This window comes from Plantibacter sp. MPB07 (assembly GCF_046619465.1).
GTDB lineage: Bacteria > Actinomycetota > Actinomycetes > Actinomycetales > Microbacteriaceae > Plantibacter > Plantibacter auratus.
Genome location: NZ_CP177043.1, coordinates 289,357 through 312,989 on the forward strand (window position 1 = coordinate 289,357; position 23,633 = coordinate 312,989).

The following is a 23,633-nucleotide window of genomic DNA, read 5'->3' on the forward strand; positions in this document are numbered from 1 at the left end:
CCCAGCCCGCGAACTGTCACTCGACGCTAGTCCGAGCGGCCGGCACTAGCCGGAAGTGACAGTTCGCGAGCCAGGGCGGTGAGGATGGGCGACGGGTCCGTCAGGTGTGAGCGGTTCACCCGGATGACCCGCCAGCCCGCTGCCATGACTCGGTCGAGGCGATCGATGTCGTGGAAGATCTGCCGTTCATCCGTGAAGTGGGTGCCGCCGTCGTATTCGACGAGGACCCGCTGTTCGGGATACACCAGGTCGCCCAAGGCCAGAAACCGTCCGTGGGCGTCTGAGATGACCTCGTTGACGAGCGGTTCCGGAAGGCCCGCGCGGACGATCAGCAAGCGCAAGGCGGTCTCCATCGGCGAATCCGTCCGAGGCCGCATCATCGAGAACGCGAGCCGCAGCCGTTTCGCGCCGCGACGGCCGTTCATCCGTGCCAGCCCGCGGACGATCTGCTGCTCCGAGGCCAGTGGTCGCTTGCGGCGGAGCAGCACGTCGCCGGCGATCACCAGGTCGTCCAAGGGGAGCCGGGTTCCGAGCTGACACCAGGCGTCGACGGCGGTCAGTACCGGCAGTCCTTCGACGGCGACGACCTCCCAGTGGTCCCCGTCGAGTTGATGCCCGCGCACGCCCGCTCCTCGAGGCGCGCGTGCCGGCGCGATGGAGGCGACATCGAGTGGTGCCTCGTGTTCCCAGGTGGGCACGGGGAGGCCGTGCAGGGCCGCCGCGCTCACGTGGCTGAAGAACTGCCCGTCGTGCAGGAGCGGGGCATAGGCGTGACAGCGTCCGGCGATGTCCGTGGGCTGGTCGAGCGGTGCCCGGACGCCTCGGTGCGGCGTGGCGAGGTCGCCCGCTCGTAGCCGCGATCGAGGCACGCCGAGTTCGTCGGCGTCGGCCATGGAGAACGGCTGCTTGCTGAGTTCGAGGGGGAGGGGACGTCGGCGGACCATCCCACCACGGTGCCGACTGCGGCGCTTCGGCGTCGGAAGTTCTCCACACCCTGCCCGCGAACTGTCACTCGACGCTAGTCCGAGCGGCCGGGACTAGCCGGAAGTGACAGTTCGCGGGCAGGGGAGGGGAAGGTCAGGATTCTCGGGTGGCGCCGGCGGCCGGGCGGACGGGGAAGATGGTCGGGGCGGTGAAGGACGCCTCGGCGAAGGCCGCCGTGACCGCCTCGGCCACGGACGATGCCAGGGCGACGGGGACCAGGGCGATCGCCGCACCCCCGAAGCCACCACCGGTCATGCGCGAACCGATCGCACCCGCGGCCATCGACGTCTCGACGGCCAGGTCGAGTTCCGGAACCGAGATCTCGAAATCGTCCCGCATCGACGCGTGGGAGGCCACGAGCAGCTCGCCGATCGACGTCGGCCCGTGCTCGCGCAGGGTCCGGACGGTGTCGAGGACACGCTGGTTCTCCGTCACGACGTGACGGACGCGGCGGAAGGTCTCGTCGTCGAGCAGCTCACGAGCGCGCTCGAGGTCGCCGACCGTGACGTCGCGGAGCGAGTCGGCGCCGAGCGCTGCGGCACCCGCCTCGCAGGACGCCCGACGTGCGGCGTACCCGCCGGAGACGTGGGCGTGCTCGACGCGCGTGTCGATGACGAGCAGCTCGAGGTCGTGCTCCTCGAAGCCGAGCGGGATGACGTCGGTCTCGAGCGAGCGGCAGTCGAGGAAGACGCCGCAGTCACGTTGGCCGAGGAGCGACGCCGACTGGTCCATGATGCCGGTCGGCGCACCGACCGCTCGGTTCTCGGCGAGCTGGCAGATCTTCGCGAGCGTCCGGCGGTCGTGGTCGAGGTGCCAGATCTCGGTGAGTGCGACGGCGACCGAGGCTTCGATGGCCGCTGAGGAGGAGAGGCCTGCCCCGACCGGGACGTCGGAGTGGATGTAGATGTCGACCCCGGGCACCTCCTGCAAGGGTGCCCCGAACTGGCCGAGCGCCCACGCGACGCCGAGCGGGTAGGCGGACCAGCCGTGCAAGGCGTCGGGATCGAGCGCGCGCACTGAGACCTCGACGATCTCGGGTGAGAAGCTGCTCGACACGCGGATGCGGTCGTCGTCGCGACGCCGGACGGCTGCGACGGTGCGGCGGTCGATCGCCATCGGGAACACGAAGCCGTCGTTGTAGTCGGTGTGCTCGCCGATGATGTTCACGCGGCCCGGCGCGGTCCAGAGGCCGTGCGGCTCGCTGCCGAAGGCGTTCTCGAATCCGCTCGTGGCGGTGCGCTGCAGGTCGGTCATACGGGGTTCTCCTCGTCGGCTGCGGCGATCGCGGCGCGCAGGGCGGTGGCGGTGGTCTCCGGTGGGACGTCGCCGATCCAGGCGCCCATGGCGGCCTCGGAGCCGGCCAGGTACTTCAGTCGATCGGCTCCACGACGCGGGGAGGTGAGCTGCAGGTGGAGTCGGAGCTCGTCGCGGTGGACTCGGGTCGGGGCCTGGTGCCAGGCGGCGATGTACGGGGTCGGGGTGTCGTACAGGGCGTCGACGCCGCGCAGCAGCCGCAGGTAGAGGAGGGCGAGTTCGTCCCGTTCCTCGAGCGAGGTCGCGGCGAAGTCGGGCACGTGGCGGTGGGGGAGCAGGTGCACCTCGATTGGCCAGCGCGCCGCGAACGGGACGAACGCCGTCCAGTGCTCGCCGGCGAGGACGACGCGCTCGTCCGCCTGCTCCGCGGCGAGGATGTCGGCGAAGAGCCCGGGACCGTAGGCCTCGTTCGCGGCGATGAGCCGCTGCGTGCGCGGGGTCACGTAGGGGTAGGAGTAGATCTGTCCGTGCGGGTGGTGGAGCGTGACGCCGATCTGCTCCCCGCGGTTCTCGAAGGGGAACACCTGCTGGATCGAGTCGATCTGCGACAGCGCGTGCGTCCGGCGGGCCCACGCCTCGATCACCGTACGCGCCCGGGTGCGGGACAGCGAACCGAAGGAGCCGGTGCTCGACGGGCTGAAGCTCACGACCTCGCAGCGGCCGACCGAAGTGCGCGTCCGGCCGATCCCGATCGTCTCGAGGTCGGCGAGATCGACCGGTGCGTTCTCGTCTTCCAGGAGCGGCCCGAAGGACGGCGACTTGTTCTCGAAGACCGCGACGTCGTACTGGTCGGGGATCTCGGAGGGGTTCGAGGGACTCGCGGGTGCGAGCGGGTCGAGGTTCGCCGGGGGCAGCATCACCCGGTTCTGGCGTGCGGCGGCGATCGAGATCCACTCACCCGTCAGCGGGTCCTGGCGCATGGACGCGGTCGGCGGTCGTGGGGCGAGTTCGCGTGCGTCGGGCAGTCGCTCCGCGGGCAACGTCGAGTCGACGTCATCGAAGTAGATGAGTTCGCGACCGTCGGCGAGGCGCTGGGTCGAGCTCGCGATCGCCGGGTCGATGACGAAAGTGTCGTCGAGTGGGGGCATGGGGATCCTCAGAACGGGTTGTCGAAAGGAAACGTACAACGTTTCGCCTTGAAAAGTATAGGCAAGTCAGCGAAGATTCAAGCATGTCCGACGACGAGCCGATGCTGTTGCCCGCCCCGCTGCGACGCGACCGCATCCGCGAGCTCCTCGATGAGCGCGGCTTCGTGCGCGTGGCCGACATCTCCGACGACTTCGGCGTCTCCCGGGTGACCGCCCGGACGGACCTCGACACCCTCGTCGACCAGGGCGACGCCGTCCGCGTGCACGGAGGTGCGATGCCCGTGCAGGGACGCGGCGCCGTGGAGTCGCCGATCGAACTCGCGACCGCGACCTCGGCGCACGCGAAGCAGCGGATCGGTGAGGCCGCGGCCGCGATGGTGCGCTCCGGTCAGAGCGTGATCGTCGACGTCGGCAGCACCGGCCTCGCCCTCGCCCGCGCGCTCAAGGCTCGCCGCGACCTCGCCGACGTGGTGGTCGTCACGAACGGCTTGACCATCGCGCTCGAACTCGAGTCGGAGATCCCGAGGTTCTCGGTGATCGTCACGGGTGGGTCGCTTCGACCACTCCAGCATTCGCTCGTCGATCCGCTCGCCGGGTCGCTGCTCAGCCAGGTCCATGCCGATCTCGCGTTCATCGGGTGCAACGGTGTCGACGCCGGCCATGGCGTGACCAACGTCAACCTGCCCGAGGCCGAGGTGAAGGCCAGGATGGTTCGCGCCGCCGAGCGGGTGGTCGTGGTCGCCGACGCCTCGAAGCTCGGGGTGCGGCAGCTCGGCCGGATCGCCGGGCTGGAGGCCTTCGACGCCCTCCTGACCGACGACGGGGCCGCGCCCGAGACCATCGCGCTCCTCCGAGAAGCGGGACTTGCGGTGACGCTCGTCCCACTCGGCGACTGACCTCGCGCCGCGTCCTGCCGTCCCGCGCGGCGTCCCGGCACTCGCGCGCCGACGGCCCGATGCGGCAGCATGGTCGCATGAGTGATCGAGCGCATCCTGCCGTGTCAATCGTCGAGCAGACGCTGCGTGATCGTGGGGCTCAGGGCGAGGTCACCTGGCTCGACGATGCTGCTCGAACGGCAGCGCTCGCAGCGGAGGCCTTGGGGATCGAGGTCGGGGCGATCGCGAACTCCCTCGTGTTCACGCTCGACGGCGAGCCGACGCTGATCCTCACGAGCGGCGCCCACCGTGTCGACACCGCCTGGGTCGGCGAGCGGCTCGGTGGACGGCTGAAGCGTGCTGACGCCGAGGTCGTCAAGGCGGCGACGGGACAGGTGATCGGTGGCGTCGCGCCCGTCGGTCACCCGGAACCGATCCGCACCTACGTGGACGAGGCGCTCGCCGCCTACCCTGAGGTCTGGGCCGCAGCCGGCCATGCGCACACGGTGTTCCCGACGACCTTCGAGGAGCTCGTGCGGGTGACCGGCGGGCAGGTCATCGCGGTGGAGCCGCCGAAGGATCCTGCGGGGTCGTCGGCAGCTGCGTCGGTGTAGCCACCGGAGCAGCCATGGCGGCCGGCGGCATCCCCTGCTGCTTCGTCACCCGGCTCGGCGGCAGCGGAGCCGTCGCGGTCACGCTATTCTTGCGCCCCCACCAGGTGCTCACGACGGCTGCGGCCACGCAGAGCGCCATCGGGATGAGCATGAACGGTCCGCCGGCGCCCTCGCCTCGCTCGAAGACCTGGTCGGTCTGCGACATCAGGGCCGTGGGCACGAGGAGCAGGACGTTGTTCGTCGCATGGATGAGCACCGGAGCCTCGAGGCCACCGGTCCCGCGTGCGGCGAAGGACATCGAGGCGCCGAACACGAAGTAGTAGGCGATGAGCCAGGGATCGCCGGCGAAGTGCACCGAGGCGAAGACCGCGCCGGAGACCACCGTGCCGACGAGGAACGCCGTCATCGGTCGACTGAACCAGGATCCGACGGAACGCTGGATGAGGCCGCGCGCACCGTACTCCTCGCCGGCCGACTGCAGCGGCGTCGTGAGGATCACGACGGCGAGCATCGCGATCATGGTGCCGTCGACCACGATGGGATCGAGCGGGGAGAGCAGGACGGAGGCGCCGACGTACACGATCCACACCGGGACGATGATGAGCGCGAGACGCCCGAACCAGCGCCAGCGGAAGCGACCCTCCACCGAGGACAGCCACCGCGGCCGGACGCCGAAGAGCGCCCACTGGATGAGCATCGACACCGGGATGAGCGCGGCGAGCGACAGGTTGTTCGCGAGCATCGTCACCGGCGTCAGCGTCATGAGGCCGTTCGCGACGTCGTCGAGTGTGTAGGCCCCGGTGGCCACGTCCACGATGAGCGCGATGCCGCCGAGAACGATCGAGAGGATCAGGAACCCGACGACGAGGAGGAGGAGTGCGAGGGCGCCGCGCCACCAGGCCGGTGCGGCGCGGAGGGCGTGGTCGTAGGTCGCGAGCTGCCGCTGGGGCACGGCTGGATCGACGGGCGTCGAGGCTGGCGTCGAGGGTGATGGCGATGGCGAAGGCGTCTGCGGGTGCTGTCCAGGATTCGTCATGCTGCCAGGGTAGGCAACCGTCGCGACAGGACGCGTCCCCCGAGCGATGGACGACGAGCGACGGATAGCCCGCGATCGTCCTGGTCCCGAACGCTCGACGGTGGGAGACTGGCCGGTATGGCCGGACACCGCATCTTCACGACGAGCTTCGCCAGCGTGTACCCGCTCTACGTCGCGAAGGCGGAGCGGAAGGGCCACACGAAGGACGAGGTGGACCAGGTCATCACCTGGCTCACGGGCTACGACGACGCCGCGATCGAACGGGTGCTCGCCGACGATACCGACTTCGAGACCTTCTTCGCCGAAGCGCCGGCGATGCACCCCAACGCGTCGCTCATCACGGGGCTCATCTGCGGCATCCGCGTCGAGGAGATCGAGGATCCCCTGATGCAGCGCATCCGTCAGCTCGACAAGCTCGTGGACGAGGTCGCGAAGGGGAAGAAGATGACGTCGATCCTCCGCACCTCCGCCTGACGGCCGAACGCGAGCCCCTCCGATGACGCAGACGGCCGCCGCGCGAGTGCGCGACGGCCGTGTGCTCGGGACCCGCTTGGATCAGTGCGCGAGCACCGGTTCCGCGGACGCCTCCGGGGCGTGGTGCAGGGCGAGCCCCTGGTTGCGTCGGCGGAACAGCAGTGCCGCCGTCACGGCGCCGACCGCGAAGAACCCGGCGCCCCAGAAATAGGCGGTCTGGTAGCTCTGGATCGCAGCCTGCGCCAGCACCTCGGGGGTGGGCGGCGCGTTGTCGGTCACGTAGGCCGTGGCGGCGCTCGCCGCGAGGGTGTTGAGCAGCGCCACACCGATCGACCCGCCGACTTGCTGGCTCGTGTTGACCGTCGCCGACGCGACCCCGGCGAACGCCCGGTCGACACCGAGCGTCGCGGTCTGCATCGAGGCGGGCATGATCGATCCCATCGCGAAGCCGAGCACCATGAGCGCGGGCATGACGTTGCCGACATAGGAGCTGTCGAGGTCGAGTCGGGTGAGGAGGAGCATGCCGATCGCACCGAGCGTCATGCCGAACGGCACCATGACCTTCGGCCCGAAGCGGGGGACGAGGAGGTTGGTCCCCAGCTGCGCGGCGAGCACGAGCATCGCGATCATCGGGAGGAAGGCGAAGCCCGTCTGCTGTGGTGAGTACCCGAGCGAGGCCTGCAGGTAGTAGGTGACGAAGAGGAAGATGCCGAACATCCCGGCTCCGGCGATCATGACCGAGATGAACGCGGCACCGCGGTTGCGGTCGAGGATGATCGACAACGGGAGGAGCGGGTGCGCGGCCCGGCGCTGCCAGAGGACGAACACGACGAGGAGCACGGCTGCGGCGGTGAGGAAGGCCCAGCTGAGCGGCGAGTCCCACCCGTCGGTTTCGGCATTGGCGAAGCCGTAGACGAGGCTGAACAACGCACCCGAGACGAGGACGGTGCCCGGAACGTCGAGCTTGGGGCGGGGGCCGGTCGTCTTCGGGGTGGTGATGAAGAGGACCGCCCCGACGATGGCGATCACGGCGATCACGACGTTGATGTACAGGTTCCAGCGCCAGTCGAACTGCTCGGTGAGGAATCCGCCGAGGAGGAGACCGACCGCGCCACCTGCGCCGGCGATCGCACCGAAGACGCCGAACGCGCGGGCGCGCTCCTTCGGGATCGTGAAGGTGGTCGTGAGCATCGCGAGCGCGGTCGGTGCGAGGAGGGCGGCGAAGACGCCCTGGAGTGCCCGCGCGGCGACGAGGGTGCCGAACGAGTCCGCTGCGCCTCCGAGGGCCGAGGCGATCGCGAACCCGACGAGCCCGATGATGAAGGCCCGCTTCCGGCCCATGAGGTCGGACAGGCGTCCGCCGAGCAGCAGCAGGCTGCCGAAGGCGAGGGAGTAGGCGGTGACGATCCACTGGCGATCGCCGTCGGAGAACCCGAGGTCGGCCTGTGCGGCGGGCATCGCGATGTTCACGACGGTGGCGTCGAGCACGACCATGAGTTGCGCGAGGCCGACGGTGACGAGCGTCCACCAGCGGCGTGAGGAGACTGCCGGGGTTCCGGCGGCGAGATTCGAAGTCATGCTGAGGACTCTATACGGAACTGAGCAGTTTCGGAACCGAATAGTTCCAGAACGTTCGAGTTCCTGAACTATGCTGTTCCCGGAGACGAAAGGGAGGTGAGCCGCGATGACGCAGCTCGAGACCCCACCCGCAGCGCCGAAGCTCGGCCGGAAGCGCGACCACACGCGGGACGCTGAGATTCTCGACGCCGCGCTCGACGTCCTCGCCGACACGGGCTACGCCGGGATGACGGTCGACATGGTCGCCGCGCGGGCGAAGGCCGGCAAGGCGACGCTCTACCGCCGATGGGCGTCGAAGTCCGAACTCGTGATCGACGCGGTCGCCTGCATGAAGCAGATCGATCCCGACTTCTCGAAGCTGCCCGACACCGGCTCACTCCGCGGCGACCTCGTCGCGATGATCAAGGCGCCATCCATCGCCGAGGGCGAGCGCAAGATGCGCGTGTTCGCCGGCGTGATGTCGATGATCTCGGATGCGCCCGAGCTCACCGAGTCCATCCACGCGGCGATCGTGGAGCCGCGCATGGCGGTCAACCGCTTCCTGTTGCAGCGCGCGATCGACCGCGGTGAGATCCGCGCGGACGCCGATGTGGAGACCCTTGCGCTGATCAGCCAGGCGATGGTGAGCTATCGCGTGCTCATGCTGCGGGAGCCGGTGACGCGTGACTTCCTCGTGTCGGTGATCGACGGCGTCATCATCCCGGCCGTCCGGAAGTAGCTCGATGACCGACGGATCCGCCCGATCTCGAACCGGGCTGCTCGATCACGCGGCGCCGGCCCACCTCGGGACGCCCGACGCCGCACTGCGCTTCTCCGGCTTCCGTGAGCCGGGCGGACGCCACCTCATCGTCGATGGCGCGCAGGCGTTCGAGTTGAGCTTCCCGTGCGGAAGCTGCGCGCTGCTGTTCCGTCGTCTGGACGAGGGTGCTCGGGCGCTCGCCGCAGACGCACTGCACGATCATCTGGACGAGGGCGTGCCCGCGATCGACGATCCTTCGTTGCTCGACCTCGTGTCGACGTTCCTGCCCGAGGGGACCTACCTGCCGCTCCTGCTGTCCATCGAGCCCGTCCTCGTCGCGCCGGGTGACGATCACGACTACTTCTCGCGGGAGCAGGTCGCGCACCGCGGGATCGACCCCACGCTCGGGGCGCCGGAGGACCCGGCGACCGGCTATTACCGCGGCCCGACCCGGACGACCGGCGAGCACGAGACCCTCTTCGAGTTCCTGGTGCCGATGGTGCCGCCCGGTTGGAACGACCGCGAGCGCGTGGCCTCGTATGAGGAGCGGCTTCGCACCGGGGGAGCGGCGACCGTGCTCGCGGTCTCCGTGCTGGACCGGACACAGCCGTTCGACAGCGCCGACGCCCACGCGGGTCTCGTGCACTTCGTGCTCGACGGCCACCACAAGCTCGAAGCAGCCGCGCGTCTCGGGGTCGCGATCACGGTCCTGTCGTTCGTCTCGATCGACGCGAGCCTCGCGGACGAGGCGACGGTGACCGGCTTCCCGGAGCTGCTCGCGCGCTGATCACTTCGGGCGTGTGACCGGGTGGATCACGCAGCGCTGGATCCCCCGATCCCTGCGTGACCCACCGGTCGAGGCGGTGAGCGTCGCAAACCCCCGTCGCGACGACACAGTCCACTGAGGCGTGGACTGCGGCGGCATCACCTCCATCAGTGTGTCACGAATAAGTCGTTCGTACCAGTTATTGAAAAAAGGTCTGCTGTGCGAGCTCCGAGCCCTAGGCTGAGGCCCCGACCGGCCACGGTCGACGGATACGGCGCCGGTAGATCGGAGTCGGAACACAGGCTGCGCGAGGAGGTCAGGATGCCGGGGACGCGACGAACGCCCACCCAGGAGCGCGGACAGGTGACGCAGGACGCGATCGTCGAGGGTGCCGCGACCGTCTTCGACCGCATCGGCTACGGGAACGCCAGTCTGTCGATGATCGCGCAGGCGTCCGGGATCTCGCAGGGCTCCATGTACTTCCACTTCAAATCGAAGGAACAGATCGCCCTCGCGGTCATCCACGAGCAGCACGACCGGTCGATGCCGCTCATGGCACGGGTGTCGGAGCAGTACGACGGGGTCCTCGAACGGCTCATCCGGGTTTCGCGCGCCATCGTCGACCAACTCGAGAACGACCCGGTGGTCCGGGCCGGGATCAGACTGACGCTCGATGAGGGTTCGCTGAGCCAACCGGCCGGTGCGTTCTACGAGGATTGGATCTCGGGGACGGCCGCTCAGCTCGATGTGGCGCTGCAAGCCGGGGACCTGGTGAGTTCGATGTCGGCGCCGGACCTCGCCCGCACGTTGATCGGGTTCTTCACCGGTGTCCAGCTCACCGCCCAGGCGACGGTCGGGCGCTCGGACATCGCAGCGTCGGTGGACCGCATGTGGCGTCTCGCGATCGACGCCATCGTCCCCGAGCCGCGGCGGTCAGCGGCGACGCGGGTCCGGGAGGACGCCTTCGGCGCTGCGGGCGATATGCGCCCGACACGACCTGCCGCGTCGATGTAGCAATCCACGCTGGGCGATGGGCGCGCGACGACGGTGCATCCCGACGTGACGCGTTCGCTACCGCGTCTGTGGTGGGCCCGGTGGGGCTCGAACCCACGACCCGCGGATTAAAAGTCCGATGCTCTGCCAACTGAGCTACAGGCCCATACGGGCTCTACTCTACGAGATTTCGACGGCACCCGTTGACGCGCGGGTCGGGGCCACAGGGGAGGATCGCCCGCCGGGGCGAGTACCGTTGTCGGGTGCGCGAAGCGCGTCGCAGGGAGGAGCAGGCATGACCGAGGGATTCCATCGTCCGACGAAGCTTCCGCCGTCGATGCTCGAAGCGATCCAGGGCGGTCTCGACCCGGAAGCCGTCTCGAGGATCACCCATGAGACGGCCGTCGCACTCCTCACCCGGGTGCGGGCGGATCCGGATCCTGCCGTGGTCGATCGCCTCGTGACGTACACGGACGAGCACGGGATCGACGCGATCGCTGAACTCTGGTCGCACGCCAGCCCGCGGAGTCTCCCAGGGGCGCTCTGGCGGATCTACCTACTGCGCCTGCTCATCAGGCAGGACCCGGTGGGCACGAGCTTCAGCTTCCAGCGGGGCACCGAGCTCATCACCACCGTCGACCCCGTGATCGCCGGCGCGGCCGAGCCGACCGGGCCGGAGGAGATCATCGTCCTCGCCGACCAGATCCTCCGTGGGCTGTACACCGGCGACTTCGCGATCGCCCTCGAGCGGGCGGCGTCCTTCTGCCGGATCAACGCGGTCGGCTGCACCTCCCTCGCGAACGACCGGGACGCGCTCGACCCCGCAGACGCCGCGAGACTCACCACGAAGGCCGCACGGTTCAGCACCATCGCCGAGGAGCTCGCCGGCTGCGCCCGACTGTGGCGCACCGACTCCCTGGACTGATCCAGGCGCCTTGGTCAAGGCCTTCGGCCTGGGAATGCCCACAGGTGATCCCTTGCTACACTGTTCTAGCCGGGCCGCAGTAACCCCGGGCTCCAAAAATCGCCGCTTCGAGCGGCCTTGCGCCGAGAGGCGTTCCTGCGGCCTGGCACTTACTTTGTGCGGAGGTCTTCAGCCGCCTGCCGCCCGTTCCGTGATGACACCGGAACTGGGGTGTCGAATCGCGTCGATTCCTCCAATCGGATCCCGGGTCGGCACCGAACTCCGTGTATGACCGCCGCACTGTACACGCAGACCCGACCTCGGGTGGGCGTCGCGCAAACGGCCGGTGTCCGTGAGAAGCTAAGACTTGTGACCACGGGACCGGAAGCCGACGCTGCACCGCAGGTGTCTTTGGCGAACGTGCTCGACGCGCTGCTCATCCGCGTGGCTGGCGGCGACCAGGTCGCGTTCAGCGAGCTGTACGACCACATCGCGCCGCGGGTCCTCGGACTCGTCAAGCGTGTGCTCGTCGACCACGCGCAGTCCGAAGAGGTCACCCAGGAGGTGTTCCTCGAGGTCTGGCAGAACGCCCAGAAGTTCGAGGCGGGCAAGGGCACGGCCACGACCTGGGTGCTCACCATGGCCCACCGTCGTGCGATCGACCGCGTGCGCGCCTCACAGGCCGGACGCGACCGCGATCTCAAGATCGGCATCCGCGACTTCGATGAGCGTGTCGACAACGTGCAGGAGACGGTCGAGATCCGGATCGAGCACGAGCGCGTCAAGCGGGCCTTCGTCCGGTTGAGCGAGCTGCAACGCGAAGCTGTTTCTCTCGCCTACTACGGCGGCTACAGTCACAGCGAGATCTCGAACCTGCTCGGCGTGCCGATCGGTACGGTGAAGACCAGGTTGCGAGACGGAATGATCAGACTTCGAGACGAGTTGGGGGTGCGTACATGACCGAGCGAGACGATGCAACAGACCTGGCAGCCGGAAACGCGCTGCACACCCTGACCCCGCGCGAGCAGGAGCGGTTCGACCGCCTGCGCGCCGAACACGAGTCCGTCCGCGAGGAAGCGGCGGAATTCGAGGAGACCGTCGCCATGCTCGACCTCGCAGCACCTCCCGTGCAGCCGTCGGCAGCGCTCAAGAACTCGCTCATGGCTGCGATCCAGAACCTGCCGCAGCTGCCCGCTGACGCCCCCGTCGAGGCTCCTGTCGCCGAGGTGCGGGCGCTTCCGACCGCGGTCCCAGAGGTCGACGAGACGCCGGTGTCGACACCGACCGCCACGCCGGTCCCCGCAGCAGCGACCACCCCGGTGGCCGGTGCGGCTGAGCGCAAGGCCGCCTCACGGTGGCGTCGCAGCGCCGTCGGCATGGTGGTCGGCGCCGCAGCAGCGGTCGGCCTCATCTTCGGTGGTGTCGGACTCGCGAACACCTTCGGTGGCGGATCCCTCACGCAGACGGTCGCGCTCGCGGAGATCAACGCGGCGTCCGACGTCCAGCGCGCGAAGGTGTCCATGGACGATGCGACGGCGACCCTCGTCTGGTCGGGCGAGCTCGGCAAGTCAGCTCTGCTCGTCGACGGACTCGGCTCCCTGCCGTCAGACAAGGTCTACGAACTCTGGTACATCGGCGAGGGAGGCCCGGTCTCGGCCGGCACCTTCTCCGCAGCGAACGGCACCACCTGGCGGGTCCTCGACGGCGCCATGAGCGCGGGCGACAAGGTCGGCGTGACGGTTGAGCCGCAGGGTGGCTCCAAGCAGCCCACCACCGACCCGATCATGGTCATCGAGACGGCGTAGTCCGTTCCCTCCGGCCCGAGAGGGTGTGTCGGCAGGCCCTTCGCCTCGACAGACTCGCGGAGCCGCTGCAGACGACGACAGCCCCGCCCGGGATTCCCGGGCGGGGCTGTCGTGATGCCGGCGTCAGATCAACCGAAGCGACCAGAGACGTAGTCCTCGGTCGCCTGGACGGACGGCTTCGAGAACATCGTCGTGGTGTCGTCGTACTCGATGAGCTTGCCCGGCTTGCCGGTTCCCGCGATGTTGAAGAACGCGGTCTTGTCGCTGACGCGGCTCGCCTGCTGCATGTTGTGCGTCACGATCACGATCGTGTACTCCTGCTTGAGTTCCTCGATGAGGTCTTCGATGGCGAGCGTGGAGATCGGGTCGAGGGCCGAGCACGGCTCGTCCATCAGCACGACGTCGGGGGAGACGGCGATGGCGCGGGCGATGCAGAGACGCTGCTGCTGACCACCGGAGAGACCGGAGCCCGGCTTGTCGAGGCGGTCCTTCACCTCGTTCCAGAGGTTGGCGCCCTGAAGCGAGCGCTCGACGAGCGCGTCCTGGTCGGACTTCGACATCTTGCGGTTGTTGAGCTTGACGCCCGCGAGGACGTTCTCCTTGATGCTCATCGTCGGGAACGGGTTCGGGCGCTGGAAGACCATGCCGACCTGACGACGGACGAGGACCGGGTCGACACCCGGGCCGTAGAGGTTGTTGCCGTCGATCAGGACCTCGCCCTCGACTCGTGCGCCGGGGATGACCTCGTGCATGCGGTTCAGGGTGCGGAGGAAGGTGGACTTGCCGCAGCCGGAGGGGCCGATGAAGGCGGTGACCGTGCGGGGCTGGATCTGGAGGGAGACGCCCTCGACAGCCATGAAGCTGCCGTAGAAGACGTTGAGGTCGTTGACTTCGATGCTCTTGGACACGGGGTTCCTTTGCTCGCGGCCTAGCGGCCGAACTTGGGGGCGAAGATCTTGGCGATGAGTCGGGCGATGAGGTTCAGCGCCATGACGATGAGGATGAGGACGAGTGCGCCGGTCCAGGCGCGGTCCACGTAGGCGGCCCCGTCGGTGCCCTGGTTCGCGTACTGGGTGTACACGAAGACGGGGAGGGTCATCATCGGGCCGTCGAACAGGTTGTAGTTCATGCTCTGGGTGAAGCCGGCGATGATCAGGAGGGGCGCGGTCTCACCGATGACGCGGGCGACGGCGAGCGTCACGCCGGTGATGATGCCGGCGATCGAGGTGGGGAGGACGATCTTCAGGATGGTCAGCCACTTCGGCACACCGAGCGCGTAGGAGGCCTCACGCAGCTCGTTCGGCACGAGCTTCAGCATCTCCTCGCTGGAGCGGACCACGACGGGGATCATGAGCAGCGACAGCGCGATGGCGCCGCCGATGCCGAGCCGGACGCCCGGGCCGAAGAAGATCGCCAGCAGGGCGAAGGCGAACAGTCCGGCGACGATGGACGGGATACCGGTCATCACGTCGACGAGGAAGGTGATGCCCTGGGAGAGCTTGCCGCGACCGTACTCGACGAGGTAGATCGCCGTCAGGATCCCGATCGGGATGGAGATGACCGACGTGGCCAGCGTGATGAGCAGCGTGCCGGTGATGGCGTGCAGTGCTCCACCGCCCTCACCGACGACGTTCCGCATCGACAGGGAGAAGAACTCGATGTCGAAGCGGGCGGCGCCGGCCGAGATCACCGTGATGGCGACCGAGACGAGCGGCAGGAGGGCGACGACGAAGGCCGCGGTCACCAGGGTGGTGAGCAGACGGTCCTTGGCCTTCCGGCGTCCCTCCACCATGAGTGACGAGACGTACACCGTCACCGCGTAGAGCGCGGCGCCGAGCACGACGGCTCCGGGGACGTTGTAGCTCTTGTCGGCCGTCGACTGCTGCAACAGCAGGAAGATGACACCGCTGACGATGAGGCTGCCCGCGAGGATCGTGAGCGGCGCGAACTTCGGCAGCTTGCCCGCGGTGAGCGAGTTGGAGAACGGCGTGGCGATGGACGCCTGGCGGCGGTCGGTCGTGGCGGTCATCAGTTCGCTCCCGAGAATTCTTTACGACGGTTGACGATGAGTCTGGCGATGAAGTTCACCACGAAGGTGATGATGAACAGGATCAGGCCGGTGGCGATGAGCTTGTTCACGTCGATGCCGAAGGACTCGGGGAAGTTCAGGGCGATGTTCGCCGCGATGGTGTTCGGGTTGCTCGAGGTGAGCAGGAAGAACGAGTAGACGGCGGCGGGGGAGAGCACGAGCGCGACGGCCATCGTCTCACCGAGGGCGCGTCCGAGGCCGAGCATGGAGGCGGACACGATGCCTGGGCGTCCGAACGGCAGGACCGCCATCTGGATCATCTCCCAGCGCGTGGCGCCGAGCGCGAGTGCGGCCTCCTCGTGGAGCTTCGGGGTCTGGAGGAAGATCTCCCGGGAGATGGCCGTGATGATCGGGATGATCATGACCGCGAGCACGAGGGCGACGGTGAGGATCGTGCGACCGGTGCCGGACACCGTGCCGCCGAAGAGCGGGATCCAGCCGAGGTTCTCGGACAGCCAGGCGAAGAAGGGCTGGACGAACGGCGCGAGGACGAGCGCACCCCAGAGGCCGTAGACGACCGACGGCACGGCGGCCAGGAGGTCGATGACGTAGCCGAGGGCGACCGCGAGTCGGCGCGGCGCGTAGTGGGTGATGAAGAGGGCGATCCCGAGCGAGAGCGGCACGGCGATCGCGAGGGCGAGGATGGCCGCCCAGATGGTGCCGAAGACGAACGGGCCGACGTAGGCCCAGAAGCTCGTCGGAGCACCGGTGAACGACGAGGAGTCGGCCGTGAGGGCCGGGAACGCCTGGACGATGAGGAAGATCGCGACCGCCGCCAGGATGACGAGGATGAGTGATCCGGAGACGACGGAGAGCGTCGAGAAGACGCGGTCGCCGACTCGTTGCTTGGCTTTGGGTCTCGCAGCTAGGGCCTCGACAGCCATGGGTTCCCGTTCTCTCGATGCGATGGTGGTGCCCCTCGACAGACTCGGGGAGCGGGTACTGCGGGTGCTGGTGACGCAGGTCGAGCGTGCCGGGCAGGACCCGGCACGCTCGACCGTTGGATTACTTGATGGACGCGATCGCGTCCTGGACCTTCTTGGCGAGGTCTGCGGAGAGCGGCGCAGCACCGGCCGACTTCGCCGCCTCTTCCTGGCCGGCGTCGCTGGCGATGTAGCCGGCGTAGGCCTTGACGAGGTCGGCGACCTTCGGGTCGGCGTACTCCTGGCAGGCGATGAGGTAGCTCACGAGGACGATCGGGTAGTGGGTCGCGTCCGTGGTCTCGCGGTCGAGCTTGATCGCGATGTCGTTCGCCTCGCGGCCTTCGACGAGCGGCGAGCCCTCGACGACGGCGGCAGCACCCTCGGCGCTGTACTCGACGAACTCCTCGCCGACCTTGATCTTCGCGACACCGAGATCGCCGGCCTTCGACGCGTCGGCGTAGCCGATGGTGCCGGTGCCACCCTTGACGGTGTCGACGACGCCGGAGGTGCCCTTGGCACCCTCACCCGACTGGAACGGGAAGGTGTCGGCCGGCTCAGCGGTCCAGACGTCCGGAGCGTTCTTGTTCAGGTAGTCGGCGAAGTTCTTCGTCGTTCCCGAGTCGTCCGAGCGGTGGACGGCGGTGATGGGGGTCGAGGGGAGCTTGGCCTCGGGGTTCAGCGCGACGATCGCCGGGTCGTCCCAGCTGGTGATCTGACCGGCGAAGATCTTCGCGATGGTCGCTGCGTCGAGGTTGAGCTCGTCGACGCCCTCGACGTTGAAGATGACCGCGATCGGGGAGATGTAGACCGGGAGGTCGATCGCCTTGGTGTCGGCTGCACATGCGGCGAAGGTGCTCGAGAGCTCTTCGTCGGAGAGGGCCGAGTCCGAACCGGCGAACTGCACGCCGCCGGCGATGAACGCCTTGCGGCCGGCGCCGGAGCCGTCGGGGGAGTAGTTGATGGTGACGTCCGGGTTCGACGTCTGGAAGGCGGCGACCCAGGCTTCCTGGGCGCTGCCCTGCGACGATGCGCCGCTACCGGCCAGGCTGCCCTTGAGGTCGCTGGCGGCTGCGCTCGTGGCGGTGGCGCCGCCTTCGTTGGCCGCACAGGAGGTCAGTGCGACGGCTGCGACTGCTGCTACGACCGCGACGCGGCCGAAACGTGAGAACTTCACAGGGATGTCCATTCATTGGTGTGGGTGCGAGCCGGTGCTGGCTCGTCAGTGACGCTAACCACGTGGCATGACGAGCATCCCCCGTGATGGTAAACAACGGGTGAACGGATATCGACGGCTTCATGGCGGCCGACGTGGCGATGCCGCGAATGCGCGACGAACGCCCCCTGTTCAGGGGGTTCGCGCGGATGAGTCAGACGCGGGGTTCGTGCGTCTCGATGGCGATGATGCCGGAGCTCGGGTTGGTCCGGGAGAGGTGCACGATGGAGAACGCCCCGGTCTCGAGTGCGGCGGCGCTCCCGAGGTAGGAGCCTCGGGTGGACCCGGTGGCGAGCGCGATCTCGTGCAGGATCTCGGGGAGGACCGGTCCGTGGCTGCAGAGGATGGCCGTCTTGAGCGCCCTGACGCGGCGGCCGACGACCCGGCGGACATCCGATTCGCCCCGCTCGTAGGCGTCCTGGCTGATGAGCTCGGAGCGTTTCGGCTCGATGCCCGCGGCCGCGGCGATCGGGCTGACGGTGCTGACGCAGCGCACGGCCGTGCTCGTCACGATCTTGCGAGGACCGAAGGCGAGCAGGGTCGGGACGTTCCCCGCGGCCTGCTTGACACCGCGTGGCGCGAGCGGCCTGGTCGCGTCCTCGCCAGGCCATTCTGAGGGCGACGTGGCCTTCCCGTGACGCATCGCGATGAGGGCGAAGGTCGCTGTGACGCCTTCGTCGACCAGCGCGGCGAAGGCGTCGAGGATCTCCACGTCGCGCTCGTAGCTGAGGTAGCTCCGTGCCCGCTTGATGGTGACCCACTCCAGGGCGGCGACCTCGCCGTTCGGGATGAACGTGCTCTCGCGGACGGCCTGGTCGGTGACCTCGGCCGACCAGTAGTGGACGATCTTCTCGCGTCCGCTCGACAAGGGGTACGTGGAGACACCGAGCGGCACACCGAGGTGGACGCTCAGGCCGGTCTCCTCCTTGATCTCCCGCACGGCCGTCTGTGCGAGGGTCTCTCCGGGATCGACCTTGCCCTTGGGGATGGTGACGTCGCCGTAGACCGTCCGGTGGATGACGAGGAGGTGGACCTTGCCGTCGATGAGACGCCAGCACACGGCACCGGCTGCATAGATTGCCGTCGTCGTCATAGTCACTGCCTCGTCGTGTCGTGGTGCTCGGGTGGGTCGCGGTGCGAAGTCGTCAGCGACGGTTCCTCGGCCGGCGGCGCGCCGCGGTCTCGAGCATGAGGGAGTCTTGCAGATCCGTGAGCGGTCGTCCGTCAGCGTCGACCGCGTGGCGCGTCCAGACGCCGTCGGCGTCGAGCCACCAGGACGACGTCTGCTCGTCGAGAGCCTGCTCGAACATCGCGGCGGTCGCCTCGAGGTGCTTCGGGTCGGTGAGCCTGACGAGCGCCTCGACGCGGCGGTCGAGGTTGCGGTGCATCATGTCGGCGCTGCCGATGAACACGTGCGGGTCGCCGTCGTTGTGGAACGAGAAGATGCGCGAGTGCTCGAGGTACCGCCCGAGAATGGAGCGCACGCGGATCGTCTCGCTCATCCCCGGCTGGCCTGGCTTCAGCGCGCAGATCCCGCGAACCCACAGGTCGACCGGGACCCCCGCCTGGCTGGCCCGGTAGAGCGCGTCGATGATCGACTCGTCCACCATCGAGTTGACCTTGATGCGGATCCCGGAGGGCTTGCCCTCCTCGGCGTTCGTGCGCTCCTGCTCGATGTGCTTGAGGAGGCCCTTGCGCAGGTGGCGCGGCGCGACCAGGAGTCGCTTGAACTTCTTCTCGATCGCGTACCCGGACAGCTCGTTGAAGAGGCGGGTGAGGTCTTTGCCGACCTGGTCGTCGGCCGTGAACAGACCGAGGTCCTCGTAGATGCGGCTCGTCTTCGGGTTGTAGTTACCCGTGCCGATGTGGCTGTAGTGGCGCAGCACGCCGCGCTCCTGTCGGACGACGAGCGCGAGCTTGCAGTGCGTCTTCAGTCCGACGAGCCCGTAGACGACGTGGACGCCGGCCTTCTCGAGCTTCCTGGCCCAGGAGATGTTGTTCTGCTCGTCGAACCGGGCCTTGATCTCGACCAGCGCGAGGACCTGCTTGCCGGCCTCGGCCGCGTCGATGAGTGCTTCGACGATGGGGCTGTCGCCCGAGGTCCGGTAGAGGGTCTGCTTGATCGCGAGCACGTGCGGGTCGGCGGCGGCCTGCTCGATGAACGCCTGAACGCTCGTGGCGAAGGACTCGTAGGGGTGGTGGACAAGGACGTCCTCACGGGCGATCGACCGGAAGAGGTCGGGCTTGCCGTTGGGCTCGTCGGGCTGGAACTGAAGCGCCGTGGTCGGGACGCGTTTCGGGTACTGGAGATCCGGGCGGTCGATGCCGGCGAGGCTGAAGAGGCCACCGAGGTCGAGCGGCGAGGGTAGGCGGTAGACCTCCTGCTCGGTGATGTCGAGTTCGCGGACGAGGAGTCCGAGGGTGACATCGTCCATGTCGTCGGTGATCTCGAGCCGGATGGGCGGCCCGAACCGGCGGCGCAGCAGCTCCTTCTCGAGGGCCTGGATGAGGTTCTCGGTCTCGTCCTCCTCGATCACCATGTCCTCGTTGCGCGTGACGCGGAAGACGTGGTGGTCGACGATCTCCATGCCGGGGAAGAGGTGGCCGAGGTGGTTGGCGATGACCTCCTCGAGGGCGATGTAGCGCACGCTGGGAGCGGTGTCCAGTGACGCGGAACGGCGCTCCGCCGGACCGACGCGGACGAAGCGCGGCATCATCTGCGGGACCTTGAGCCGGGCGAACTCCTCGCGCCCGGTGCGGGTGTTCCGCACTCGGACCGCGAGGTTCAACGAGAGGCCGGAGATGTAGGGGAACGGGTGGGCCGGGTCGACTGCGAGCGGCATGAGCACCGGGAAGACCTGGTTGCTGAAGTACTCGCTGAGGTACTCGCGGTCGGCTGCGTCGAGTGAGCCCCAGGTGACGACCGTGACGCCGCGTTCGGCGAGGTCGGGACGGACGAGGTCGTGCCAGGCGCGGGCGTGCCGTTCCTGCAGGACGTGCGCCTGCTGGGAGATCTCGGACAGGACGTCGGCCGGAGCGTTGCCGACGTTCGTCGGGACAGCCAGGCCAGTGAGGATGCGGCGCTTCAGGCCGGCGACCCGCACCATGAAGAACTCGTCGAGGTTCGAGGCGAAGATCGCGAGGAAGTTGGCGCGTTCGAGGACGGGCAGCGCCGGGTCTTCGGCGAGCTCGAGGACACGCTGGTTGAAGGCGAGCCAGCTGAGTTCGCGGTCGAGGTAACGGTGTTCGGGCAGCGCGGGATCGTTCCGCTCGAAGGCGGGGTCGAAGTCCTCTTCGTCTCCATCGAGGCCGACATCGAGCACGGTTGGGTCTGCTGGCATGTCTTCATCATGACACCGTGGCGGGGGTGGTCGCGACGACTGCGGTGAACACTGTGTAAATGCCGCAGCGCCGCGCCGCTGTGGAGGGGATCAGGCGTCGGTTCTCGCGTACTGCACGTCGATCGTGTGGTCGGTGAATCCGAGCGAGCGGTACAGCGACACCGCAGGGAGGTTGTCGGCTTCGACGTAGAGCGTGACCGCCTCGACGCGTCGATCCCGCAGGCGGGCGAGGCCGGCCTCCATCAGGAGTCGCCCGAGCCCTCGGCCACTTGCCGCAGGGTGCACGCCGACCGCGTAGACCTCGCCGACCGTGTCCTCGACCTTCAACCAGATGAATCCGAGGAGGTCGCCGTCGGAGCCTCGTGCGAGCAGGAAGTCGTCGGCGTCGAACCAGGACTCGGCTTCCCGGGCGCGGAGATCGTCGAGGGTCATGCGTCCCTGCTCGGGGTGGTCGGCGAAGGCGAGCGCGTTGACCTCGAGCCACTCCTCCTCGTCGACTCCCGGCCGGAACGTGCCGACCGTGACATCCGCGTGCCCAGTGGTGGCCGGTCGTGCGCGGCTCGGCGGCGCCTTGGTCAGGCGGAGCTGCAGCAGCGTCCTGACCGGCGAGAAGCCGAACTCCTGTGCGAGCACCCGGGAGGCGGGGTGGTCGCCGTGTGCCCAGATGCGCACCTGCGGAGGACAGTTGGCGAGGACGCCGCGCAGTGCGGCGCGACCGTAGCCGTGACCCCGCCACTCGGGCTCGACGACGAACTCGAGTTCGCCATGGCCGAGGATGGCCGCGCCCACGACGGCGAAGTCGTCGGGGTCGACCGGCGGGTCCTGTGGTTCGACGGCGAGGATCAGTGTTCGGGCGCCGGACGCGGCGTCGATGAGCGACTGGTCGCTGAACGGCGGCTGGCCGTCGACGAGCGACGCCGTGCGCACGACGCGCTCGAGCGCACCCCTGGTGCGGGCGTCGTCGACGTTACGAACCGACAGCGTCAGCCGGGGCATGATCGTCCTCGTAGACGTTGAAGCGGTAGCCGACGTTGCGCACGGTGCCGATGAGCTGCTCGAGGTCGCCGAGCTTGGCGCGCAACCGGCGGACGTGGACGTCGACGGTTCGCGTGCCACCGAAGTAGTCGTAGCCCCACACCTCGCTCAGCAGCTGCTCGCGCGTGAACACGCGGGAGGGGTGGGTCGCGAAGAAGCGGAGCAGCTCGAACTCCTTGAAGGTGAGGTCCAGCGGCTTGCCGTGGACCTTCGCGGAGTAACTGGCCTCGTCGATGACGACGCCCGACGCCTGGATCTTGCTCGCCGAGTGCTCCTGGGAGGCGCGGCCGATCGCGAGCCGGATCCGAGCGTCGACCTCGGCCGGTCCGGCGGATTCGAGGATGACGTCGTTCACGCCCCAGTCGGCGCTGACGGCGGTGAGGCCACCCTCGGTCAGGATGAGGAGGAGTGGGACCGACAGCCCGGACGCACCGAGGATCTTGCAGAGCGACTTGGCGCTCGCGAGGTCCTGGCGGGCGTCGACGAGCACGAGGTCCGAACTCGGAGCGTTCACGAGTTGTGCGGGGTCGGCTGGGATCTGCCGGGTGCGGTGGCTCAGGAGCCCGAGGGATGGGAGGACCTCGGTGCCGACCATGGAGGTCAAGACCAAAATTTGCGCCACGCGCATCCTCCCGACTGAGTTTGGAACCATATTAGGCGAACGACCGCACCCCACGCCGCACCGGGCGCCCGCTGGTGGTCCGATGGCGTCCGCTCTGTGACAATGGGTCCGTGAGCGAAACCACTCTCTCCCCCCGGCTGCGCTGGATCAGTGTCGTCTCCATCTGGGCGCTCGCGCTCGTCGGCGTCGTCGTGTCCGGCTTGCTCTGGAGCCCGGGGGAGACCTTCTTCGGGCTGTCGGCCACGCTCGGCCTCTGCACCCTGGCCGCGTTCTCGGCACAGCTGTTGACGCGACAGAAGGTGGGATTCGTCGATCGGATGTCGACGAGCGTCACCGGCGCCGTCCTCATCCTCGCCATCGGCGGTGCCGTGTATGGCCTCATCGCCCTGGCCTCGGGGTAGACTCTCCCCATGCTGCTCGCTCTCGAAATCTTCTTCATCGGCTTGCTCGTCCTCGCCAGCCTCGCCATCGCGTTCACCGCGGTGGTCGTGCTGAAGAACCTGTACCGCGGTCAGCGCTAGTCCGGGTCCCTCGATGATCGAGATCCCGAGCGGCCTGCCGAGCGAACTGGTCCCGCTGTCGTGGCTCATCGGCGTCTGGGAGGGCACCGGCGTCATCGACTACCAGGTCGGCGACGAGACCGTGACCCGCGAGTTCGGCCAGCGCGTGAGCTTCAGCCACGACGGCCTGCCGTACTTGAACTACAACTCCTACACCTGGCTCCTGCCCGAGCAGCCCCCGCGCGACGCCGAGGGGGCCTCGTCCACGGACGAGGACGCCCTGTCGGACGACACCGCTGCGGGCGTCGCGCCTGAGGGAGCCTCGGCGGACGAGTCCGGTGTGCCCGAGCCGCTCGTCACCGAGACGGGCTACTGGCGCCTCGAACGCCCGCTGATCGAGGGCGACCCAGGCCCGGGCATGCTCCCAGGGCAGGGCCCCCGCCCGTTCGGCACCGCACAAGCGGTCGAGACCCTGCGCACGTCGACCGGCGCCTTCCCCCTGCAGGTCTCGATCGTCCACCCGAACGGTGTGAGCGAGCTCTACCTCGGCCAGATCGACGGCCCGCGGATCGACCTCGCGACCGATGCCGTCGTCCGGACCGCGGGAGCCAAGGAGTACGCCGCCGCGACCCGCCTCTACGGCCTCGTCGAGAACCACCTGCTCTGGGCCTGGGACATCGCCGCCCTGGGTCAGGACCTCCGGACGCACGCCTCGGCGCGCCTGGCCAAAGCCGACTGAC

The 23,633-nt window shown here is 68.5% G+C and carries 24 protein-coding genes and 1 tRNA gene; 11 read left to right on the forward strand and 14 right to left on the reverse strand.

The annotated features are described in order from the left end of the window. Window positions 1-26: 26 nt before the first annotated feature. The 3 genes from ACLIME_RS01360 to galT form a co-directional block, all read right to left on the reverse strand. Entirely contained in the window at window positions 27-944 is a 918-nt protein-coding gene (locus ACLIME_RS01360) for a hypothetical protein (RefSeq protein ID WP_411558033.1), read from the reverse strand. Window positions 945-1,077: 133 nt separating this feature from the next. Next, window positions 1,078-2,238 (reverse strand): galactokinase, encoded by a 1,161-nt coding sequence (galK, locus tag ACLIME_RS01365; protein ID WP_411558034.1) that lies wholly within the window; start codon window positions 2,236-2,238, stop codon window positions 1,078-1,080. Next, a complete protein-coding gene (galT, locus tag ACLIME_RS01370; protein ID WP_411558035.1) occupies window positions 2,235-3,386 on the reverse strand; it encodes a galactose-1-phosphate uridylyltransferase in 1,152 nt (383 codons plus the stop codon). The genes galK and galT overlap by 4 nt, the downstream gene beginning before the upstream one ends. An 83-nt stretch (window positions 3,387-3,469) precedes the next feature. Between galT and ACLIME_RS01375 the strand changes: the two genes are divergently transcribed. Continuing rightward, entirely contained in the window at window positions 3,470-4,282 is an 813-nt protein-coding gene (locus ACLIME_RS01375; RefSeq protein ID WP_411558036.1) for a DeoR/GlpR family DNA-binding transcription regulator, read from the forward strand. Window positions 4,283-4,359: 77 nt separating this feature from the next. Next, window positions 4,360-4,875 carry a YbaK/EbsC family protein gene (locus ACLIME_RS01380; RefSeq protein WP_159878041.1) on the forward strand — a complete coding sequence of 172 codons (516 nt, stop codon included), beginning with the start codon at window positions 4,360-4,362 and terminating at the stop codon, window positions 4,873-4,875. Here ACLIME_RS01380 and ACLIME_RS01385 read toward each other — a convergent pair. After that, window positions 4,817-5,827, reverse strand: a complete 1,011-nt coding sequence (locus ACLIME_RS01385) for a lysostaphin resistance A-like protein (protein WP_411558037.1) — start codon at window positions 5,825-5,827, stop codon at window positions 4,817-4,819. The two genes, ACLIME_RS01380 and ACLIME_RS01385, sit on opposite strands and share 59 nt — an antisense overlap. 201 nt (window positions 5,828-6,028) lie before the next feature. On the opposite strand from ACLIME_RS01385, the gene ACLIME_RS01390 reads away from it, so the two are divergent. Further along, window positions 6,029-6,385, forward strand: a complete 357-nt coding sequence (locus tag ACLIME_RS01390; protein ID WP_124768872.1) for a DUF2200 domain-containing protein — start codon at window positions 6,029-6,031, stop codon at window positions 6,383-6,385. An 81-nt stretch (window positions 6,386-6,466) separates the two neighbouring features. Here the strand turns inward: ACLIME_RS01390 and ACLIME_RS01395 are convergent, their stop codons facing one another. Further along, entirely contained in the window at window positions 6,467-7,963 is a 1,497-nt protein-coding gene (locus ACLIME_RS01395) for an MFS transporter (RefSeq protein WP_411558038.1), read from the reverse strand. A 106-nt stretch (window positions 7,964-8,069) separates the two neighbouring features. Here ACLIME_RS01395 and ACLIME_RS01400 point away from each other — a divergent pair, with 106 nt between their 5' ends. The 3 genes from ACLIME_RS01400 to ACLIME_RS01410 all read left to right on the forward strand — a co-directional run bounded on the left by ACLIME_RS01400 (window position 8,070) and on the right by ACLIME_RS01410 (window position 10,482). Continuing rightward, window positions 8,070-8,681, forward strand: a complete 612-nt coding sequence (locus tag ACLIME_RS01400; protein WP_079705324.1) for a TetR/AcrR family transcriptional regulator — start codon at window positions 8,070-8,072, stop codon at window positions 8,679-8,681. 4 nt (window positions 8,682-8,685) lie between these two features. After that, complete coding sequence (locus ACLIME_RS01405; RefSeq protein ID WP_411558039.1) at window positions 8,686-9,489, forward strand: hypothetical protein; 804 nt, start codon at window positions 8,686-8,688, stop codon at window positions 9,487-9,489. A 300-nt stretch (window positions 9,490-9,789) separates the two neighbouring features. Further along, on the forward strand, window positions 9,790-10,482 hold the full coding sequence (locus ACLIME_RS01410; RefSeq protein ID WP_411558040.1) for a ScbR family autoregulator-binding transcription factor: 693 nt from the start codon (window positions 9,790-9,792) through the stop codon (window positions 10,480-10,482). 69 nt (window positions 10,483-10,551) lie between these two features. On the opposite strand, the gene ACLIME_RS01415 is transcribed toward ACLIME_RS01410, so the two are convergent. Continuing rightward, window positions 10,552-10,627, reverse strand: a tRNA-Lys gene (locus ACLIME_RS01415). 129 nt (window positions 10,628-10,756) lie between these two features. Here ACLIME_RS01415 and ACLIME_RS01420 point away from each other — a divergent pair. The 3 genes from ACLIME_RS01420 to ACLIME_RS01430 all read left to right on the forward strand — a co-directional run bounded on the left by ACLIME_RS01420 (window position 10,757) and on the right by ACLIME_RS01430 (window position 13,170). Further along, on the forward strand, window positions 10,757-11,386 hold the full coding sequence (locus ACLIME_RS01420; RefSeq protein WP_079705340.1) for a DNA-directed RNA polymerase subunit beta: 630 nt from the start codon (window positions 10,757-10,759) through the stop codon (window positions 11,384-11,386). A gap of 267 nt (window positions 11,387-11,653) precedes the next feature. Beyond that, entirely contained in the window at window positions 11,654-12,325 is a 672-nt protein-coding gene (gene sigK, locus ACLIME_RS01425) for an ECF RNA polymerase sigma factor SigK (RefSeq protein WP_079705341.1), read from the forward strand. Next, the gene (locus tag ACLIME_RS01430; protein ID WP_124768877.1) at window positions 12,322-13,170 is read left to right on the forward strand and encodes an anti-sigma factor domain-containing protein; all 849 of its coding nucleotides are present in this window, start codon (window positions 12,322-12,324) and stop codon (window positions 13,168-13,170) included. The genes sigK and ACLIME_RS01430 overlap by 4 nt, the downstream gene beginning before the upstream one ends. A 128-nt stretch (window positions 13,171-13,298) precedes the next feature. Here the strand turns inward: ACLIME_RS01430 and pstB are convergent, their stop codons facing one another. The 8 genes from pstB to ACLIME_RS01470 all read right to left on the reverse strand — a co-directional run bounded on the left by pstB (window position 13,299) and on the right by ACLIME_RS01470 (window position 22,393). Next, window positions 13,299-14,078: a phosphate ABC transporter ATP-binding protein PstB gene (pstB, locus tag ACLIME_RS01435; RefSeq protein ID WP_056007815.1), complete on the reverse strand. Its 780-nt coding sequence runs from the start codon at window positions 14,076-14,078 to the stop codon at window positions 13,299-13,301. Window positions 14,079-14,098: 20 nt separating this feature from the next. Beyond that, on the reverse strand, window positions 14,099-15,199 hold the full coding sequence (pstA, locus tag ACLIME_RS01440; RefSeq protein ID WP_086474391.1) for a phosphate ABC transporter permease PstA: 1,101 nt from the start codon (window positions 15,197-15,199) through the stop codon (window positions 14,099-14,101). Beyond that, the gene (pstC, locus tag ACLIME_RS01445; RefSeq protein WP_079705344.1) at window positions 15,199-16,143 is read right to left on the reverse strand and encodes a phosphate ABC transporter permease subunit PstC; all 945 of its coding nucleotides are present in this window, start codon (window positions 16,141-16,143) and stop codon (window positions 15,199-15,201) included. The genes pstA and pstC overlap by 1 nt, the downstream gene beginning before the upstream one ends. A 121-nt stretch (window positions 16,144-16,264) precedes the next feature. Beyond that, window positions 16,265-17,356, reverse strand: a complete 1,092-nt coding sequence (gene pstS / locus ACLIME_RS01450; protein ID WP_079706246.1) for a phosphate ABC transporter substrate-binding protein PstS — start codon at window positions 17,354-17,356, stop codon at window positions 16,265-16,267. A gap of 193 nt (window positions 17,357-17,549) precedes the next feature. Further along, entirely contained in the window at window positions 17,550-18,488 is a 939-nt protein-coding gene (locus tag ACLIME_RS01455; protein WP_079705345.1) for an NUDIX hydrolase, read from the reverse strand. Between the two features lie 52 nt (window positions 18,489-18,540). Beyond that, window positions 18,541-20,736, reverse strand: coding sequence for an RNA degradosome polyphosphate kinase (locus ACLIME_RS01460; RefSeq protein WP_411558041.1), 2,196 nt, complete (start codon window positions 20,734-20,736; stop codon window positions 18,541-18,543). Between the two features lie 90 nt (window positions 20,737-20,826). After that, window positions 20,827-21,732, reverse strand: coding sequence for a mycothiol synthase (gene mshD, locus ACLIME_RS01465; RefSeq protein ID WP_411558042.1), 906 nt, complete (start codon window positions 21,730-21,732; stop codon window positions 20,827-20,829). After that, on the reverse strand, window positions 21,704-22,393 hold the full coding sequence (locus ACLIME_RS01470) for a DNA-binding response regulator (RefSeq protein WP_175116223.1): 690 nt from the start codon (window positions 22,391-22,393) through the stop codon (window positions 21,704-21,706). Before ACLIME_RS01470 ends, mshD begins: the two co-directional genes overlap by 29 nt. Before the next feature lie 110 nt (window positions 22,394-22,503). Between ACLIME_RS01470 and ACLIME_RS01475 the strand changes: the two genes are divergently transcribed. Further along, window positions 22,504-22,794: a hypothetical protein gene (locus ACLIME_RS01475; RefSeq protein WP_064296602.1), complete on the forward strand. Its 291-nt coding sequence runs from the start codon at window positions 22,504-22,506 to the stop codon at window positions 22,792-22,794. A gap of 133 nt (window positions 22,795-22,927) precedes the next feature. After that, window positions 22,928-23,632 (forward strand): FABP family protein, encoded by a 705-nt coding sequence (locus ACLIME_RS01480; protein WP_411558043.1) that lies wholly within the window; start codon window positions 22,928-22,930, stop codon window positions 23,630-23,632. The last annotated feature ends 1 nt before the right edge of the window (window position 23,633 follow it).

Excerpts from the sequence above, each read along its gene's own strand:
- ACLIME_RS01360 (WP_411558033.1), bottom strand. The coding sequence starts at position 944 with ATGGTCCGCCGACGTCCCCTCCCCCTCGAACTCAGCAAGCAGCCGTTC.
- galK (WP_411558034.1), bottom strand. The coding sequence starts at position 2,238 with ATGACCGACCTGCAGCGCACCGCCACGAGCGGATTCGAGAACGCCTTC.
- galT (WP_411558035.1), bottom strand. The coding sequence starts at position 3,386 with ATGCCCCCACTCGACGACACTTTCGTCATCGACCCGGCGATCGCGAGC.
- ACLIME_RS01375 (WP_411558036.1), top strand. The coding sequence starts at position 3,470 with ATGTCCGACGACGAGCCGATGCTGTTGCCCGCCCCGCTGCGACGCGAC.
- ACLIME_RS01380 (WP_159878041.1), top strand. The coding sequence starts at position 4,360 with ATGAGTGATCGAGCGCATCCTGCCGTGTCAATCGTCGAGCAGACGCTG.
- ACLIME_RS01390 (WP_124768872.1), top strand. The coding sequence starts at position 6,029 with ATGGCCGGACACCGCATCTTCACGACGAGCTTCGCCAGCGTGTACCCG.
- ACLIME_RS01395 (WP_411558038.1), bottom strand. The coding sequence starts at position 7,963 with ATGACTTCGAATCTCGCCGCCGGAACCCCGGCAGTCTCCTCACGCCGC.
- ACLIME_RS01400 (WP_079705324.1), top strand. The coding sequence starts at position 8,070 with ATGACGCAGCTCGAGACCCCACCCGCAGCGCCGAAGCTCGGCCGGAAG.
- ACLIME_RS01405 (WP_411558039.1), top strand. The coding sequence starts at position 8,686 with ATGACCGACGGATCCGCCCGATCTCGAACCGGGCTGCTCGATCACGCG.
- ACLIME_RS01410 (WP_411558040.1), top strand. The coding sequence starts at position 9,790 with ATGCCGGGGACGCGACGAACGCCCACCCAGGAGCGCGGACAGGTGACG.
- ACLIME_RS01420 (WP_079705340.1), top strand. The coding sequence starts at position 10,757 with ATGACCGAGGGATTCCATCGTCCGACGAAGCTTCCGCCGTCGATGCTC.
- sigK (WP_079705341.1), top strand. The coding sequence starts at position 11,654 with ATGACCGCCGCACTGTACACGCAGACCCGACCTCGGGTGGGCGTCGCG.
- ACLIME_RS01430 (WP_124768877.1), top strand. The coding sequence starts at position 12,322 with ATGACCGAGCGAGACGATGCAACAGACCTGGCAGCCGGAAACGCGCTG.
- pstA (WP_086474391.1), bottom strand. The coding sequence starts at position 15,199 with ATGACCGCCACGACCGACCGCCGCCAGGCGTCCATCGCCACGCCGTTC.
- pstC (WP_079705344.1), bottom strand. The coding sequence starts at position 16,143 with ATGGCTGTCGAGGCCCTAGCTGCGAGACCCAAAGCCAAGCAACGAGTC.
- ACLIME_RS01455 (WP_079705345.1), bottom strand. The coding sequence starts at position 18,488 with ATGACGACGACGGCAATCTATGCAGCCGGTGCCGTGTGCTGGCGTCTC.
- ACLIME_RS01460 (WP_411558041.1), bottom strand. The coding sequence starts at position 20,736 with ATGCCAGCAGACCCAACCGTGCTCGATGTCGGCCTCGATGGAGACGAA.
- mshD (WP_411558042.1), bottom strand. The coding sequence starts at position 21,732 with ATGCCCCGGCTGACGCTGTCGGTTCGTAACGTCGACGACGCCCGCACC.
- ACLIME_RS01480 (WP_411558043.1), top strand. The coding sequence starts at position 22,928 with ATGATCGAGATCCCGAGCGGCCTGCCGAGCGAACTGGTCCCGCTGTCG.